This window comes from Streptomyces sp. DT224, from assembly GCF_049844595.1.
In the GTDB taxonomy this organism is placed as follows: domain Bacteria; phylum Actinomycetota; class Actinomycetes; order Streptomycetales; family Streptomycetaceae; genus Streptomyces.
The window spans coordinates 48,608-63,837 of the sequence record NZ_JBNCLI010000017.1; the positions used below are offsets into that span (position 1 = coordinate 48,608).

Here is a 15,230-nt window from a genome sequence, read left to right on the forward strand (position 1 = left end):
TCACGACGTAGCTCAGGCTGCTGAGACTTCTTCGCGCTCGACGAGGACGCCCTTCTCGAAGCGGGCTCCGGCACGGGCCAAGAACCAGGTGAGGCGCGTTGACCGCGCGCCGTCGCGCCCGGGCGGACTCGACGAGCTTGAAGACCATCGCCCAGGGCTGTCCCGGACGATCTCGGCAATCAGAGAACCGGCCTCGGTGGTGCCTTCTTCGTTGACTACGCTGAGCACGGGCGCGCCTTCCGGACCCGCGTTCGCAGCACGTGCCCACTCGGTGACTTGACGATCATTCACTCGGGAAGGTAGCCCTTCATGCGTCCTCCAGAGCCGATCCACAAGTCCTGAGCATTGCTCGTCTTCACCCCTCAACCGGGCTCGCGGGCCGACGGTGCGCCCTGCTGATGCGCACGTCGACCGCCTTCCAGGGCTTGCCTTCGCTCGGTGCGAAGGCCGGGCCCATGCCGCCCCGGTTGGAGAGGGTGTGCCACGGTGTCGCCGACGTCGAGGTGCAGCGCTGCCGCCCAGAAGGCCGCTGTGCGGCAACGTCCCTGACGGCAAAGGCAGGAGGACCACACTCGGATCAGCGCCCGGGGATCGGTGAGCACCGTGCCCATGCGCTGGTGTCATCAGAAACGCGGACTCCCTCACCAGCGTGGATGCCGGCGTTCTTCGGCCGAGCCGTGGCCGTCGTCCCTGGTCCACGGCGGTGCGAGGCGCTTCGATCGGCGTAGCAGGGCCGCAGGAGTCCGGGCTCGGAAGCTTGCGAGGAAGGGCAGCTTTCGGACTCCTGCCCTCCTTCATCCGCTCTACCGGGCTCTACCTCCATGTCCGTGCCCAGGAGGACCGCCGAGCCTTGCAGTCCCAGGCCGGTTCGCGTGAAGCAGCTCCCCGCATCGGCCCAGGATGGGGAGCCGCTTCACATCAGGGTGGCTGGCCGGCCTCGAGTACGCGACGTCCGGCGGCCGGACGCGGCTCCGGTTCGCCAGGGCTGTCGGCGGGAGCGGCGCCGGGGTCCGGTGCCCTGCGGGCGGCGATTACTTATCTACCCCGGCCGGGCGGTTCCGGTCCGATCCGGCCCAAGGTGCACGCGTACACCCGCGTGCGAGGGGGGGCGAGCCTCGCCTCCCAGCGCTTCTGGCGGGGCGGGCGGTTGAGGGGATCGGCCGGCCAGTTGTTTCAGCCCCCACAGCCACCGTACTCGAGGGAGCTCACTGCGTTGTCGTAGAGGAAGAGAAGTTCCTGCTTCTCACCCGGCTCAATGGTGTAGTGGTAACCGCGGTAGTCGGCGTCGGTGTAGATGCAGACGAACCCCTCGCCGCGGTTCCAGACCGAGCTGGCTCGGTCATTCCACGCCCAGCCGATGTTGGGGATGTCCACCCGATACTGGAGCTGCAGGTTGTTACCGGTGAGGTTGTGGCCATCGTAGAGGCAGATCTGGCCTACTTCACAGCGGGTCACGGGTTCATCAGCCGATGCGGTTCCCGGAGCCGCCAGTACGGCGGTTGAGGCGAGGACTGCTCCTACGACCGAGGTCTTGAATGCCAGGCTCATAATTTCCCTTTCCTATTGTTGCGCGTGGGGGGCCTGTGGAAACGCCGCCATGGCCCCGCCGCCTGCTGCCCGGGGCTTGGCCCGAGATCCGTAACACCGGTTCGTACGGCGGTAGTCAGCGTAACTGTCCGTCGTTCGAGGGTGTTCGGGCTGATCTGGCCGATGCGGGGGTGCCTCCGCCTGGTGCTGCAGTGGGTGGCCCATCGGAAGACCGTGCCCCGCTCGACTTCGAGTGCGGCGCCGGTGTCGTCCAGGGCCCGAGCCGTCGAGAACGCCGTCCAAAGCTGGCAGCCCGATGGCTTCCCTCAGGCCGCGCCTGGACTGCCCCGCCTGTGACGTGCCCTCATCGCCGTACAGCTCGCCCAGACACTCCACCACCGTCCCGAGCGCCACGACCAGGAGCAGTACCCGGGCCGGAGCGAGGCTGTGACGGACCGGAAGCCCGGGCGCTGTTGGTGGTCGCGCCGGAGCATCTGCCTGAGGCCCTCAATGCCTGCGGTGACGCCATGACAGACTGCCGACCGGCGACCAAGTCGAGAGGGAAAGTCTGTGGTAGCGGATCGGAGCCCTATGGACCTGGAGGCATACGAGGCCAGGGTGCGTAACGGCCCCTGCTTCATTTGCGCGTTCGTGGCGGGCGAGCCCGGACATGTGACGGTGTACGAGGACGACCAGCACATCGCCTTTCTCGACCGGTATCCGACGGTGCCGGGGAAGGTGCTTGTGGCTCCGAAGGCTCACATCGAGCATGCTGTCCGCGATCTTGAGGAGCCCGCCTACCTCGCGCTGATGTCGGTGGTCCGCAAGGTGGCGCTCGCGGTGGAAGCGGTCGTCGAGCCCGAGCGCACCTACCTGCTCTCCGTGGGCAGCCAGCAGGGCAACGCGCACCTGCACTGGCACATCGCCGGCCTGCCTCCGGGAACGCCGTACAGGAAACAGCAGTTCCACGCCCTGATGACCGAGAACGGCACGCTGTCCTACACGGATGCGGAGACGACTGCCCTGGGGGAACGCCTACGCGCCGCCCTCGCCGAGGGGTGAGTGGAAGTCGGCCGGCACTGGGAGGACCACGGGACGTGGATGCGCCCGCCGCTCCTCATCGACCGGCGCCTCCTGGGGCCCGGAGGCCAGCGGTCTGCAGGCCTTGGAGGGCCGCACCCGCGTCGGAGTGCTGTGCGGGCTTCCGGCGAGCGGCTGCGCGTCGCCCCGTATTACCAGGCGTGGGCGGGACGTCCGTGAGAACCTGCTGTGTCTCGCTGCGTACGCTGCGAGCATCGAGGTGTTTGCGAGGAAGAGCTGCGGATGACTGAGAAGGCGTCTGTTCCCGGGCCGCGCCGGGACATGGTCATGCACAACGACTGGTGGGCGGCGGGCTGGGAGCATGTCCTGCCCCGCCAGGGCTTCCCGCTGACTTTGCTGATCGGGACGGCGTGCCAGCCCGGCTTCACCGGCTCCCTGGACGACCTGGTGCACGAGATCTTCGACGGGCACTGGGACATGATCGGTGGCGACCTCGACGGTCCCCTCACCTTCTCCTGGACGGATGAGGAATGGGACTACGAGGCCGCGCCGGAGGGCCGCGAGGCATGCGAGGCGGCCCGCTGGGAGCAGTTCAGCGCCATGCTGACGACAGCCGGCTACCCGGTGCCCACCACCGTGCGTGACCTGTCCGAGCTCTACCTGACGTGGGGCCTGGCCCGCCGCGAGGAGACGCCGGACGGCACCCGGTGGTCGATGCCCGCCGCGCTGCCGCTGCCCGGCGACCTGCTGCCTCTGGACCCCGAACTCGCCGAGCGCCTCGACGGGATCCGCTGGACGATGCGCACCGGCCCGCTCCTCGACACCCTCGTCGACCACCTGATCGACGATCTGGGTGAACCGACAGAGACCCTCACCTCCCTGGACCGGCTGGCGTCAGCCACAGGCCAGAACGTCGACGACGTCCGGCTCGCTCTCGTGGAGCTCGTGAAATCCGGCGACGCCCGTGTCCAGCGAGGCGAGGAGCCGGCCGACGCGGAACGCCTGGAGGCCCACCGCCGCTTCCGCCTGGTCATGGACTGGGAGCACTTCCACGAGAACCGCATCCAGGTCAGCCGCGGTGACTGAGACCGCGCACGGCACCGTGGGGACCAGCGACACGCGCCTGATCGTGCTCCGCGGCAACAGCGCCTCGGGCAAGTCGTCCGTCGCGGCCGGCCTGCGCGAAAAGTTCGGCCGCAACCTCGCCATCGTCGCCCAGGACAACCTCCGCCGGGTCGTACTGCGCGAACGCGACCGGCCCGGCGGCGCCAACATCGGCCTGATCGACCTCACCGCCCGCTACGCCCTCGACAACGGCTTCCACGTTGTTCTGGAGGGCATCCTGTACGCCGACCGCTACGGCACAATGCTCCAGGGCCTGGTGCGCGCCCACCAGGGCGTCACACGGTGCTACTACCTCCACGTGCCCTTCGAGGAGACAGTGCTCCGGCACGCGACGAAACCAGACGCCACGTACCTCGCGCACGTCAACGAGGATCATCTACGCGACTGGTACCGAGAGAAGGACCTGCTCCCCAACGGCCTGGAGACCGTCGTCGACGCGGCGGGCACTCTGGACGACACGGTCCGACAGATCCTCTCCGAGAGCGGCCTGGACGGCGTTCTCCCGATCGACCGCTGAGGGGCGTCACCGCAGGTACGGTCATCATCACGGCATCGACGACGGCACACACCACCGCACCCGGGGGGCAAGGGGCGTGGAGAACGGACCGCAGAGCCTCCCGTGGGGCGGCGAGTGGCGACGCCACCTCCGCTCCGGCGCCGATAGGGATCTCGTGCGCTCGTGGATGCGCCGTGTCGGATGCCCGGCCTGCAAGACAGCCGCAGGGCGGGCCTGCCACACCGCAGGCAGCCGCCCGACCAAGGAACACCATGCACGCCGTGACGCCGTCGGCCCCATCCCGTACGCGAAGGAGCGAAAGGAGGGCCTCGTCCCGGAACAGCAGACGTACACGATTCGGGCCGGGCTCAAGGGGACAGAGAAGGCGCGCGCCGACTTCAGCGTGGGCACCGCCCTGGCCAACGGCGTGGCGGCCGTCCGCATGTTCCCCCTGACCGGCTCGGGCTGGGACGGCGTCGGCCTGAGCCTCTACCGAGTCGTTCGCGAGCTGCGGACACTCCGCGCGGCCTGGACCGCCGCCTGCCCCGCCTGCCACCGCGACATACCGGACCCCGCACCACCATGACCAAGCACTACTAGGCTGCCGCCCATGAAGAAGCCGCAAGCCCTTCTCTTCGATCTCGGCGGTGTGGTGTGCCGCTTTCACCGTGAGCGGCGACTGGAGCTCCTCGGGGCGGCGTGCGGGCTCTCCGCGCGGCGCGTCGAGTCGGACCTCTACACCTCCGGGCTCATCCCGGCCTGGGACCGGGGGCAGGGGAGCGCCGACGACGTCGAGCGGGAGATCCGCCGGCGCCTCGGCTTCGCGGGTACGGCCGGGGAACTGCGCCGCGTCTGGTGCCGGGCGTTCGAGCCCGACCCCGAGGTTCTCGCCGCGGTCGACCTCGTACGGGATCGTCCGACGGCCCTGTTCACGGACAACGATGCGTTGCTGCGCGCCGGGCTGTCCGAGTGGTTGCCCGAGGTGAACGACCGCTTCGACGTGCTCGCCTTCTCGTGCGCGCTCGGCGCGACCAAGCCCGCCGAGGAAGCCTTCGCCGGCGCGCTCGGGCTGCTCGGGGCCGCCCCCGGCGAGGCGTTCTTCGTGGACGACCGGGAGGCCAACGTCCGGGCGGCCCGCGAGCTCGGGCTGACCGCCGTGGTCTTCGAGGGCGGTGCGGCGCTCTGGCGGACCCTGGAACGGCTGCTCGCCGGCTGAGCCGGGAGGGCCCGCCGCTCACCACAGCGTACGGCGTCCGCTTCGACAGCCGTCCGAGTGCCTCAGGAGCCGTCAGCGTCATCGCGCAGGCGATCGGCGACGATACAAGGACGAAGACCAGGAGCGTCGGCCAGCCGGCCCCCATCCGCCCCGGAGGCACCCGCGCATGCGCATCGGACTCATCGGAACGGGCCGCATCGGCGCGTTCCACGCCGCCACCCTCGCCGCCCTGCCCGCCGTCGACCGGCTCGTCCTGCACGACGCCGTCGAGCAGCAGGCCCGCGAGCTGGCCGGGAAGCTGGGCGCCGACTGGGCGGGTGACCTGGACGCGCTGCTCGGCTCGGGCCTGGACGGTGTCGTGATCGCCGCCCCCACCGCCGTCCACGACACGCTCATCCGCGCGGCGGCCGCCGCCGGGGTGCCGGTCTTCTGCGAGAAGCCGGCCGCCGCCACCCTCGCCGCCACCCGCGCCCTGCTGGCCGACACCGCCGGCTCCGGGGTGCCGCTCCAGATCGGCTTCCAGCGCCGCTTCGACGCCGGGTACGCCGCCCTGCGCGACGCGGTCGCGGCCGGGGAGCTGGGCTGGCTGCACACCGTACGGGCGTGCACCGCCGATCCGGCGCCCCCGCCGGCCGGATACCTGCCGCTGTCCGGTGGCATCTTCCGGGACTGCGCCGTGCACGACTTCGACAGCGTCCGCTGGGTCACCGGCCGCGAGGTCGTGGAGGTCAGCGCCGTCGGGGCCAACCGGGGCGACGGCTCCTTCGCGGCGGCCGGTGACGTCGACACCGCGGTCACCGTCCTCACGCTCGACGACGGCACCCTCGCCGGCTGCACGGCCACCCGCTACAACGGCGCCGGATACGACGCGCGCATGGAGCTCGCCGGATCGCGGTCCACGCTGGCCACCGGGTACGGCGACCGCGCGCCCCTGCGGACCACCGCCGGCGGGCCGCCGTCCGGCACCGCTCCTTACGACGGGTTCCTGAGCCGCTTCCACGACGCGTACGTCGCCGAGATGGCGGCCTTCACCGAGGTCGCGGCCGGGCTCCGGCCCAGCCCCTGCACCGGGGCCGACGCCCTGGCCGCGCTGCTGATCGCGGAGGCCGCCGACCGCTCGCGGCGCACGGGGCGGCCGGCGCGCGTGGGGGAGTGAGGGCGGCGTGCCGGACCGGGGTGAGGCATCGAATGAACGTCTGGTTACCATATGAGCGCCTCCTAGCTCGAAAGATAAACCTGTGACTGTCAATGACGACGCGTTCACCAACTGGAAGAACCGCGAGGAGATCGCGGAATCGATGATTCCGATCATCGGCAAGCTGCACCGCGAGCGGGACGTCACCGTCCTCCTGCACAGCCGTTCGCTGGTGAACAAATCGGTGGTGAGCATCCTCAAGACCCACCGATTCGCCCGGCAGATCGACGGCGCGGAGCTCTCGGTCACCGAGACCCTGCCCTTCCTCCAGGCCCTCACCACCCTCGACCTGGGCCCCTCCCAGATCGACATCGGCATGCTCGCCGCCACCCACAAGGCCGACGACCGCGGCCTCAGCGCGGCGGAGTTCACCGCGGAGGCCGTCGCCGGCGCCACCGGGGACAACAAGATCGAGCGCCGCGAGGCGCGCGACGTCGTCCTCTACGGCTTCGGCCGCATCGGCCGCCTGCTCGCCCGGCTGCTCATCGAGAAGGCGGGCTCCGGCAACGGCCTGCGGCTTCGCGCCATCGTGGTCCGCAAGGGAGCGGGCCAGGACATCGTCAAGCGCGCCTCGCTGCTGCGGCGCGACTCCATCCACGGCCAGTTCCAGGGCACGATCACCGTGGACGAGGCCAACGACCGGATCGTCGCCAACGGCAACGAGATCCAGGTCATCTACTCGGACGACCCGACCTCCGTCGACTACACCGCCTACGGCATCGATGACGCCATCCTCATCGACAACACCGGCAAGTGGCGCGACCGCGAAGGCCTGTCCAAGCACCTGCGGCCCGGCATCGCCAAGGTCGTGCTGACCGCCCCCGGCAAGGGCGACGTCCTGAACGTCGTGCACGGCGTCAACCACGACATGATCAAGCCGGACGAGCAGATCATCTCCTGTGCCTCCTGCACCACCAACGCGATCGTGCCGCCGCTGAAGGCGATGGCCGACGAGTACGGCGTCCTGCGCGGACACGTGGAGACCATCCACTCCTTCACCAACGACCAGAACCTGCTGGACAACTACCACGGCTCCGACCGCCGTGGCCGCTCCGCGCCGCTCAACATGGTCATCACCGAGACGGGCGCGGCCTCCGCCGTCGCGAAGGCGCTGCCCGACCTGGAGGCGACCATCACGGGCAGCTCGATCCGCGTCCCCGTTCCGGACGTCTCCATCGCCATCCTCAGCCTCAAGCTGGGCCGCGAGACCACCCGTGCCGAGGTACTCGACCACCTCCGCGAGGTCTCGCTCACCTCCCCGCTCAAGCGGCAGATCGACTTCACGACCGCCCCCGACGCGGTGTCGAGCGACTTCATCGGCTCGCGCCACGCCTCCATCGTCGACGCCGGCCCCACCCAGGTCGACGGGGACAACGCGATCCTCTACCTCTGGTACGACAACGAGTTCGGCTACTCGTGCCAGGTCATCCGGGTCGTGCAGCACGTCTCCGGCGTCGAGTACCCGACCTTCCCGGTCCCTGTCGCCTGACCCGGCCCCGACGACGACAGGCCCCGCCCGCCGGTGTGGCGGGCGGGGCCCGTTTCGTCAGCCGGTCCCCGAGACCGTGGCGGCGGGCGCGTACCCGGTGGCCCGGGTGGTGAACGTGCCCCGGCCCTGCGTACGGCTGCGCAGCCGCGTCGCGTATCCGAACAGCTCGGCCAGCGGCACGGTCGCCGTGACCACCGCCGCGCCGCCCCGCGTGGCGGAGCCGGAGACCCGGCCGCGCCGGGCGGCCAGGTCGCCGAGCACCCCGCCGACCGCGTCACCCGGCACGGTGACCGTCACCTCGACCACCGGTTCCAGCAGCACCATCGCACTCGCCCGCAGGGCCTCCCGCAGCGCGAACCGCCCCGCCGTGCGGAACGCCATCTCCGAGGAGTCCTTGGGATGCGTCGCGCCATCGGTCAGCGTGACGCGCACCCCGGTCACCGGATGCCCGCCGAGCGGCCCCTCGGCCAGCGCGTCCCGGCAGCCCGCCTCGACGGCCCGCACGTACTCCTGCGGCACCCTGCCGCCCACGACCGACGAACCGAACGCGAACTCCGCCGCCTCCTCGCCGTCCACGGCCGCCAGCGGCTCGACGTCGATGACGACGTGCGCGAACTGCCCGGCCCCGCCGTCCTGTTTGACGTGCCGGTAGACCAGGCCGGACACCCCGCGCACCAACGTCTCGCGATGCGCGACCTGCGGGCGGCCGGCCCGGATGTCCAGACCGTGGTCGCGGCGGATCTTCTCCGCGGCCACCTCCAGATGCAGCTCACCCATGCCCGACAGCACCGTCTGGCCCGTCTCCGCGTCCGTACGCACGACGAGCGACGGGTCCTCCTCGGCCAGCCGGACCAGGGCGGCCATTAGCCGCTCGGTGTCCGTGCTCCGCCGCGCCTCCACCGCCACGGACACGACCGGGTCGGCCACCGTGGGCGGTTCGAGGACCAGCGGGGCGCCGGGCGCGCACAGCGTGGCACCGGGGCGGACGGCCTTCGGGCCGATGACCGCGACGATGTCCCCGGCCACCGCCGCGTCCACGTCCACATGCCGGTCCGCCTGGACCCGCAGGATGCGCCCGACGCGCTCGGTGCGCCGGGTGGTCGCGTCCAGCACCGTCTCCCCCTTCCGGATCGTTCCCGAGTACACGCGCAGATACGTCAGCCGGCCCGTCGCGGTCGCGTGCACCTTGAACGCCAGTGCGGCGAAAGGTCCCTGGGGGTCGGCGGCCCGCTCCCGCACCGCCCCGTCGAGCATGCCCCGTACCGGCGGCACGTCGAGCGGGGAGGGCAGATACGCGACGACCGCCTCCAGCAGCGGTTCGACGCCCCGGTTGCGGTACGCCGAACCGCACAGCACCACGACCCCCTCACCGGTCCGCGTCAGATCGCGCAGCGCCCCGGTCAGCGTCCCGGCCGAGAGCTCGGAGCGTACGCAGAACTCCTCCAGGGCCGCCGGATGCAGCTCCGCCACCGCCTCCTCCAGGAGCCGCCGGCGCCGGGCGGCCTCCTCGCGCAGCCCGGCGGGCACCTCGCCCTCCTCGTACGCGTCGGCGCCGTCCGCCCACACCAGGGCGCGCATGCGCACCAGGTCGACCACCCCACGGAAGGCGTCCTCGGCCCCGATGGGCAGCTGCACCACGAGCGGGACGGTGTGCAGCCGGTCCCGGATCGAGGCGACCGCGTTGTCCAGGTCGGCGCCGGCCCGGTCCAGCTTGTTGACGAAGGCGATGCGCGGGACGGAGTGCCGGTCCGCCTGGTGCCACACCGACTCGCTCTGCGGCTCCACCCCGGCCACCGCGTCGAACACCGCGATGGCGCCGTCGAGCACCCGCAGCGCACGCTCGACCTCGTCGGCGAAGTCGACGTGCCCCGGGGTGTCGATGAGGTTGATCCGGTGTCCGTCCCAGGCGCAGCTGACGGCCGCGGCGAAGATGGTGATGCCCCGGTCGCGTTCCTGGGAGTCGAAGTCCGTGATGGTCGTGCCGTCGTGGACCTCACCGCGCTTGTGCGTGGTGCCGGTGGTGTAGAGGATGCGTTCCGTCACGGTGGTCTTGCCGGCGTCGACATGGGCGAGGATGCCCAGGTTGCGGACGGTCGTGAGAGCGGTGGCGGAAGAACGGTGCTGGTGGGTACGCACGGCCGGTGGCCTTTCGGGATGATCCGGAGAAGGGCGGCGCGATACCCCCGGACGAGGCGGCCCGGCTGCGGGCCTGCGGGGCCCACTGGCATGACAGAGCGTCAGAAGTAATACGGGGCCCGGGTGTTCGTCACGGGGTCCGGGGCCGGCCGCGCAGCCGGCGCCGGGTGGCGCGAGACACCAGGATCACCTCGAACCGCGACGGGGGGACGACGGCGGCGGTGCGGCAGCGCACGGCGGTCTCCCCTCAACGGTCACGGCGGACGCGCCGGCTGAGGGCCGGCGCGCGGTATGCGGCGAGTCTAGGGAAGGCGGGGTACGCGGGGGAACCGGTTTTTCGGCCGGGTGAGTCCCGGACCCAGGGGCCGGCAGGCGGTCCGGCACCGGCGCAGGGCACTCCGGCCGCAGCCGCGCCACTCGGCGGGCGACGGACCCACGCCCCGGCCACCCCGGGTGATCAGGGCGTTCACCGGTGTGTGCGGGTCCAGGGCCATCGTGCGCGCGAACAGCACACCGATCACGAGCGGGGCGAGCGAGAGGGCCAGGGTGGTGCCGGCACTCGTGACGTGCCGGATACGGGGGCGCTGGGCGTCGGAAGCCATGACCCCATTTCAGCGGCGGTGACCGGGCCCGGGATCGGGGGACGTACTCAGACCGCACGGCCCGGATACTCAGCCGGGCCGTGCGGTGCGCCCGCGGGGGGCTCAGGCGTTGGTGCCGGAGCCCCCTCCGCCGGACGCCGCCTTGATGCCCTTGGTGATCTCGTCCAGAACGGACAGCGACGGCGCCTTGCTGTTGATGTCGAAGCCGGAGCGGATCACCACCAGCATGTCCTTGGCCCGTGGGGACGGGAAGGCCAGCGACTCGACGTAGCCGTCGTCGCCGTTCTTCGTCACCACCTTCCAGCGCACGCGGTAACCCTGCTGCCCGGCCACCGTCACGGCTTCGGACTTCAGCTCCTCGTGCGAGGTGATGCCGCCGTAGATCTTCTCGCCGTAGGACTCGTTCGCATTGGTCTCGATGTCCTTCTCGGCGGTGGCCTTCGCCGTCTTGGTGGTCAGCTTCAGCGCTTCGGCCGGGGCGGAGAATATCCCGCCGCGCACGCACTTCTGCGCGGTGTCACCGGGGCAGGCGTAGGACCCGGTGGTCACCCCGGCGCCCATGCCCGACTCGCCCTTCCAGCCGTCGGGCACCGGGATGCTGATGCCGCTGGCCAGGTCCGTCGCGTAACCGTCCTCGATCTGCGGCCCGCCCTGCTCCGGCGACTCGCTGCTGCCGCCGTCGCCGCGCTCGTCACCGTTCCCGCCGCCCGCGCCGCCGTCGCGCTGCCGGCCGGGGCCGGGGGACGGAGAGCCGGACGGGGCGGTGGCGGCGGTGTCGCTCTTGCCGTCCGAGTCGTCCGTCAGCAGATAGACACCGCCCCCGATGGCGGCGAGCACTACCACGGCGGCGGTGATGCCGGCCCCGATGCGTATGCGCCGGCTGCGGACGGCCGCCGGCGGTACGCGCAGATGGTCGGTCCACTGGGTGCCGTCCCACCAGCGCTCGTGGCGGGGGCCGAATCCTGAGTACCCGGGGTCTGGATGCCAGCCGGGCGGGGTCATCTGGGTCACGTCCGACACGGTAACCGGACTGCCTGAGAATCCTATGAACTGGGTGGGTGGTCCTCGTCGGCCGGTGGCCCGCACCTGTCGCCTTCCTTGGTCTAGACAAGTGAAGGGGGTGTCGCTAGCATCCGCCGACGAGGCGCGGCGGACCCGCCTGACCGCGCCCAGAAGTGAGGGCCCCATGGAAGCGACCGCCCCCGACCGTCGTTTCGCCGAGGACTACCGCCTCGCCCGGGAGATACCGCGCGACGGGCTGACCGCGTGGCGCGCCGCCATCGCCGCCGAGGTGGAACTCGCACCAGGTGCCACCGTCCTGGACGTGGGCGCGGGCACGGGTTCCTTCGCGTCCGCCTTCACCGACTGGTTCGGCGCCCGGGTCCTGGCCGTGGAACCGGCCGCCGCCATGCGGGCGTTGATCCCCCGGAACGGGCTGATCGAGGCGCTGGACGGGCGGGCCGAGGCGCTGCCGGTGCCGGACGGCTGCGCGGATGCGGCCTGGCTGGGCTCGGTCGTCCATCACATCGGCGATCTGCCCGCCGCCGCGCGGGAGTTGCGCAGGACCCTCAAGCCCGGTGCCCCGGTGCTCATCCGCAACTCCTTCCCGGGCCGGTGCGCACGGGACCTCCGGGTGCGCTTCTTCCCCGGCGTCGAGCGCATCGTGGACGGCTATCCGACGGTGGAGCAGACGTGCGCCGCGTTCGCCGGGTCCGGCTTCGCCCGCGTCGCCCTGCACGCGGTGCCGCAGGAGAGCGCACCGAGCCTCGCCGCCTTCGCCGACCGGATCAGCCGCGACACCGACGCGAAGCTCGCCGGCCTCGGCGACGACGAGTTCGAGCGCGGGATGCGCCGGCTGCGCACGGCGGCGGAACAGGAGCCGGACCGGCCCGCCGTGAGCTGGATGGACCTGCTGGTCCTGGTCTGACAGTCCGCTCGCGGCCGACGTAGAGTCGGGCCTCATGAGACTCAGCGACGAGGAGGGGCGGGCCGTACGGGCCGCCATGGCGGGCGAACTCCGGCTGCTCGAACCGGCGGTGCGGGCGTCGCCCGAGGCGGTGACGGAACTGCTCGACCCGGAGTTCACCGAGTTCGGCGCGTCCGGACGCCGCTACGACCGCACCTCCATCCTCGCCGTCACCTCCGCCGTCGAGAACGACGACCCCGGCCCGGAGGTCTTCGAACTGTCCGGCAGCCTGCTCGCCCCCGACCTCGTCCACCTGACGTACGTCGCCGAACGGAACGGCCTCCTGTTCAGGCGCAGTTCGCTGTGGCGCAGGACCGATGAGCGGTGGCGGCTGTACTTCCACCAGGGCACCCCGGCCGGTCCCGCGCGGGCGGCTGCCGAAAATCCGGCGGACACCCCCGGCGGTGCTGCGTAGGCTCGCGCGATGACCCCCTCCCGCTACCCGTCCAAGCCCCGGCCCGGCGACCGCGTCGCCGTGCTCTCGCCCTCGTCCGGACTGCCCGGCATCCTCCCGCTGCCGTACGAACTCGGCCTGCGCAGACTCCGCGAGGACTTCGGCCTGGAGCCGGTGGAGTACCCGTGCACCCGGAAGATGGGCTCCACCCCGCAGGAACGCGCCGCCGACCTGCACGCCGCGTTCGCCGACCCGGACATCAAGGCCGTCATAGCCAGCATCGGCGGCGACGACCAGATCACCGTGCTGCCCCACCTGGACCGCGAACTGCTGCGTGCCCACCCCAAGCCGTTCTTCGGCTACAGCGACAACACCAACCTGCTGGTGTTCCTCGACCACCTCGGCATCGTCGGCTACCACGGCGGCTCGGTCATGGTCGAGTTGGGCCGTCCCGGCGCGCTGCACCCGCAGACGGCCGAGTCCCTGCGGGCCGCGCTCTTCACCCGCGGCGCGTACGAGCTGACGCCGGCGAAGGAGAGCGGCAGCACCAACCGGGACTGGAGGGACCCGCATACCTTCGACCGGGAGCCGGACCTGCTCCCCGCCGACGGCTGGATCTGGCACCACGCGGACCGGGTCGTCGAGGGCGCGAGCTGGGGCGGCAACCTGGAGATCCTTTCCTGGCTGCTCATGGCGGACCGGGAGATCCAGCCGCCCGAGGCGTACGAGGGCCGGGTGCTGTTCCTCGAGACCTCCGAGGAGATGCCCGGCGCCGACGAGGTGTACCGCGTCCTGCGCAACATGGGGGAGCGGGGGCTGCTGCGGCGCTTCCCCGCCCTGATGATGGGGCGCGCCAAGAACTGGTCCTTCGGCCGGCCGCTCGACGCGGAAGCCGGCGCGGTGTACTGCCGGGAGCAGCGGGAGGCAGTGCTGCGGGCCCTCGCGGAGTACGCCCCCGACACCATGGCCGTCCTCGACGTCGACTGCGGCCACACGGACCCGCAGGTGATCATCCCGTTCGGCGGCAAGGTCAGGATCGACGGTGTGGAGCGGCGCGTCGTCGTGACGTACTGACGGGGCGGCCTCCGGTCTGTGGTCCGACCACATACCGTGTGTGACATAGTGGGATGTTCCGATCGGAACAGAGGATGGCCCATGCCCGTCGACTGGGAGCCCGTACGGCAGTCGCGCACACACGAGCTGGTGCTCCAGAGCATCGAGCAGCGGGTGTTCGCCGGCGATCTCAAGGCCGGTGACCGCCTGCCGCCCGAACGGGAACTCGCCCCGGTCCTCGGCGTGAGCCGGTCGGCGCTCCGCGAGGCGCTGCGGGTGCTGGAGACCATCGGCGTGCTGGTCGCCCAGCCGGGCCGGGGGCCGGACGCGGGCGCCCGCATCGTCCGCAACCCGGACGACGCGCTCGGCCGGCTGCTCCGACTCCACTTCGCCCTCGGCAGCTACAGCCTGGGGGACATGCTGGAGGCCCGCGTCGTGCTGGAGCGGTCGAGCTTTGAGGCGGCCGCCCGCCACGCCGGGGGGGCCGATCTGGACGAGGCCGAGGAACTGGTCGTACGCATGGGGGAGCCGGGCATCGGGGTGCCGGAGTTCAACGACCTGGACACCCGGTTCCACGTCCGGATCGCCCGGGGCTCCGGCAACGCGCTGACCTCGACACTCACCTCCGCCGTCCGCGAGTCCGTCCGGCCGCTCATCCTGCGCGCCCTGGAGGCGGAGCCCGACTGGCCGGCCACCGCCGCCGCGCTCAACGCCGACCACGCCGAGCTGCTGCGGCTGGTCCGCGCGGGCGACGGGGCGCGGGCCGCGGACCTGGTCGAGGCCCACATCAGGGGGCTGCACGGCACCCTCGTGGACGAGTCGGCCGGCGACGCCTGACCCGTACGCCGAAGAGCCGCCGCGCCGACACCCCGTTACCGGGAGGCGCGGCGGCTCTTTCGTATGCCCCAACCGGTTTCAGGAGTGAGCGTAGTATGGTCGGACCATAAGCGCCGACGCGCGGCGCCCGCCCACCCAGAGCCATGATCGGGA

At 71.6% G+C, this 15,230-nt stretch carries 16 protein-coding genes; 11 read left to right on the forward strand and 5 right to left on the reverse strand.

Going from position 1 to position 15,230, the window contains the following annotated elements; translation table 11 throughout:
* Positions 1-12: 12 nt before the first annotated feature.
* Together ACLQ2N_RS33340 and ACLQ2N_RS33345 are read right to left on the reverse strand one after the other, a co-directional pair.
* A complete protein-coding gene (locus tag ACLQ2N_RS33340) occupies positions 13-228 on the reverse strand; it encodes a hypothetical protein (protein ID WP_425819083.1) in 216 nt (71 codons plus the stop codon).
* 945 nt (positions 229-1,173) lie between these two features.
* On the reverse strand, positions 1,174-1,548 hold the full coding sequence (locus tag ACLQ2N_RS33345; protein ID WP_425819085.1) for a peptidase inhibitor family I36 protein: 375 nt from the start codon (positions 1,546-1,548) through the stop codon (positions 1,174-1,176).
* A 570-nt stretch (positions 1,549-2,118) separates the two neighbouring features.
* Between ACLQ2N_RS33345 and ACLQ2N_RS33350 the strand changes: the two genes are divergently transcribed.
* The 7 genes from ACLQ2N_RS33350 (at position 2,119) to ACLQ2N_RS33380 (ending at position 8,089) form a co-directional block, all read left to right on the forward strand.
* On the forward strand, positions 2,119-2,589 hold the full coding sequence (locus ACLQ2N_RS33350) for an HIT family protein (RefSeq protein WP_425819087.1): 471 nt from the start codon (positions 2,119-2,121) through the stop codon (positions 2,587-2,589).
* A gap of 261 nt (positions 2,590-2,850) precedes the next feature.
* On the forward strand, positions 2,851-3,654 hold the full coding sequence (locus tag ACLQ2N_RS33355; RefSeq protein WP_425819089.1) for a DUF6042 family protein: 804 nt from the start codon (positions 2,851-2,853) through the stop codon (positions 3,652-3,654).
* Positions 3,647-4,210, forward strand: coding sequence for an AAA family ATPase (locus tag ACLQ2N_RS33360; protein WP_425819091.1), 564 nt, complete (start codon positions 3,647-3,649; stop codon positions 4,208-4,210). The genes ACLQ2N_RS33355 and ACLQ2N_RS33360 overlap by 8 nt, the downstream gene beginning before the upstream one ends.
* 166 nt (positions 4,211-4,376) lie before the next feature.
* A complete protein-coding gene (locus ACLQ2N_RS33365; protein ID WP_425819093.1) occupies positions 4,377-4,775 on the forward strand; it encodes a zinc finger domain-containing protein in 399 nt (132 codons plus the stop codon).
* A 24-nt stretch (positions 4,776-4,799) separates the two neighbouring features.
* Positions 4,800-5,405 (forward strand): HAD family hydrolase, encoded by a 606-nt coding sequence (locus ACLQ2N_RS33370; protein ID WP_425819095.1) that lies wholly within the window; start codon positions 4,800-4,802, stop codon positions 5,403-5,405.
* 166 nt (positions 5,406-5,571) lie between these two features.
* Positions 5,572-6,561 (forward strand): Gfo/Idh/MocA family protein, encoded by a 990-nt coding sequence (locus ACLQ2N_RS33375; protein ID WP_425819097.1) that lies wholly within the window; start codon positions 5,572-5,574, stop codon positions 6,559-6,561.
* Positions 6,562-6,643: 82 nt separating this feature from the next.
* Entirely contained in the window at positions 6,644-8,089 is a 1,446-nt protein-coding gene (locus ACLQ2N_RS33380) for a glyceraldehyde-3-phosphate dehydrogenase (RefSeq protein WP_425819099.1), read from the forward strand.
* Between the two features lie 57 nt (positions 8,090-8,146).
* Here the strand turns inward: ACLQ2N_RS33380 and fusA are convergent, their stop codons facing one another.
* From fusA to ACLQ2N_RS33395, 3 genes are all read right to left on the reverse strand, one after another.
* Complete coding sequence (gene fusA, locus ACLQ2N_RS33385; protein ID WP_425819101.1) at positions 8,147-10,225, reverse strand: elongation factor G; 2,079 nt, start codon at positions 10,223-10,225, stop codon at positions 8,147-8,149.
* A 302-nt stretch (positions 10,226-10,527) separates the two neighbouring features.
* Complete coding sequence (locus ACLQ2N_RS33390; RefSeq protein ID WP_425819103.1) at positions 10,528-10,827, reverse strand: hypothetical protein; 300 nt, start codon at positions 10,825-10,827, stop codon at positions 10,528-10,530.
* Positions 10,828-10,929: 102 nt separating this feature from the next.
* Positions 10,930-11,838 (reverse strand): DUF2510 domain-containing protein, encoded by a 909-nt coding sequence (locus ACLQ2N_RS33395; protein WP_425819105.1) that lies wholly within the window; start codon positions 11,836-11,838, stop codon positions 10,930-10,932.
* A 175-nt stretch (positions 11,839-12,013) separates the two neighbouring features.
* On the opposite strand from ACLQ2N_RS33395, the gene ACLQ2N_RS33400 reads away from it, so the two are divergent.
* The 4 genes from ACLQ2N_RS33400 to ACLQ2N_RS33415 all read left to right on the forward strand — a co-directional run bounded on the left by ACLQ2N_RS33400 (position 12,014) and on the right by ACLQ2N_RS33415 (position 15,077).
* Positions 12,014-12,754, forward strand: coding sequence for a class I SAM-dependent methyltransferase (locus tag ACLQ2N_RS33400; RefSeq protein ID WP_425819107.1), 741 nt, complete (start codon positions 12,014-12,016; stop codon positions 12,752-12,754).
* A 34-nt stretch (positions 12,755-12,788) separates the two neighbouring features.
* Positions 12,789-13,208 carry a DUF4440 domain-containing protein gene (locus ACLQ2N_RS33405; protein WP_425819109.1) on the forward strand — a complete coding sequence of 140 codons (420 nt, stop codon included), beginning with the start codon at positions 12,789-12,791 and terminating at the stop codon, positions 13,206-13,208.
* Positions 13,209-13,217: 9 nt separating this feature from the next.
* A complete protein-coding gene (locus ACLQ2N_RS33410) occupies positions 13,218-14,261 on the forward strand; it encodes a S66 family peptidase (RefSeq protein ID WP_425819111.1) in 1,044 nt (347 codons plus the stop codon).
* Positions 14,262-14,342: 81 nt separating this feature from the next.
* Positions 14,343-15,077 carry a FadR/GntR family transcriptional regulator gene (locus ACLQ2N_RS33415; RefSeq protein ID WP_425819113.1) on the forward strand — a complete coding sequence of 245 codons (735 nt, stop codon included), beginning with the start codon at positions 14,343-14,345 and terminating at the stop codon, positions 15,075-15,077.
* Positions 15,078-15,230 lie beyond the last annotated feature (153 nt).

Bases quoted from the DNA above. Each gene is read 5' to 3' on its own strand.
- ACLQ2N_RS33345 (WP_425819085.1), bottom strand. From the start codon at position 1,548: ATGAGCCTGGCATTCAAGACCTCGGTCGTAGGAGCAGTCCTCGCCTCA.
- ACLQ2N_RS33350 (WP_425819087.1), top strand. From the start codon at position 2,119: ATGGACCTGGAGGCATACGAGGCCAGGGTGCGTAACGGCCCCTGCTTC.
- ACLQ2N_RS33355 (WP_425819089.1), top strand. From the start codon at position 2,851: ATGACTGAGAAGGCGTCTGTTCCCGGGCCGCGCCGGGACATGGTCATG.
- ACLQ2N_RS33365 (WP_425819093.1), top strand. From the start codon at position 4,377: ATGCGCCGTGTCGGATGCCCGGCCTGCAAGACAGCCGCAGGGCGGGCC.
- ACLQ2N_RS33370 (WP_425819095.1), top strand. From the start codon at position 4,800: ATGAAGAAGCCGCAAGCCCTTCTCTTCGATCTCGGCGGTGTGGTGTGC.
- ACLQ2N_RS33375 (WP_425819097.1), top strand. From the start codon at position 5,572: ATGCGCATCGGACTCATCGGAACGGGCCGCATCGGCGCGTTCCACGCC.
- ACLQ2N_RS33390 (WP_425819103.1), bottom strand. From the start codon at position 10,827: ATGGCTTCCGACGCCCAGCGCCCCCGTATCCGGCACGTCACGAGTGCC.
- ACLQ2N_RS33400 (WP_425819107.1), top strand. From the start codon at position 12,014: ATGGAAGCGACCGCCCCCGACCGTCGTTTCGCCGAGGACTACCGCCTC.
- ACLQ2N_RS33405 (WP_425819109.1), top strand. From the start codon at position 12,789: ATGAGACTCAGCGACGAGGAGGGGCGGGCCGTACGGGCCGCCATGGCG.
- ACLQ2N_RS33410 (WP_425819111.1), top strand. From the start codon at position 13,218: ATGACCCCCTCCCGCTACCCGTCCAAGCCCCGGCCCGGCGACCGCGTC.
- ACLQ2N_RS33415 (WP_425819113.1), top strand. From the start codon at position 14,343: ATGCCCGTCGACTGGGAGCCCGTACGGCAGTCGCGCACACACGAGCTG.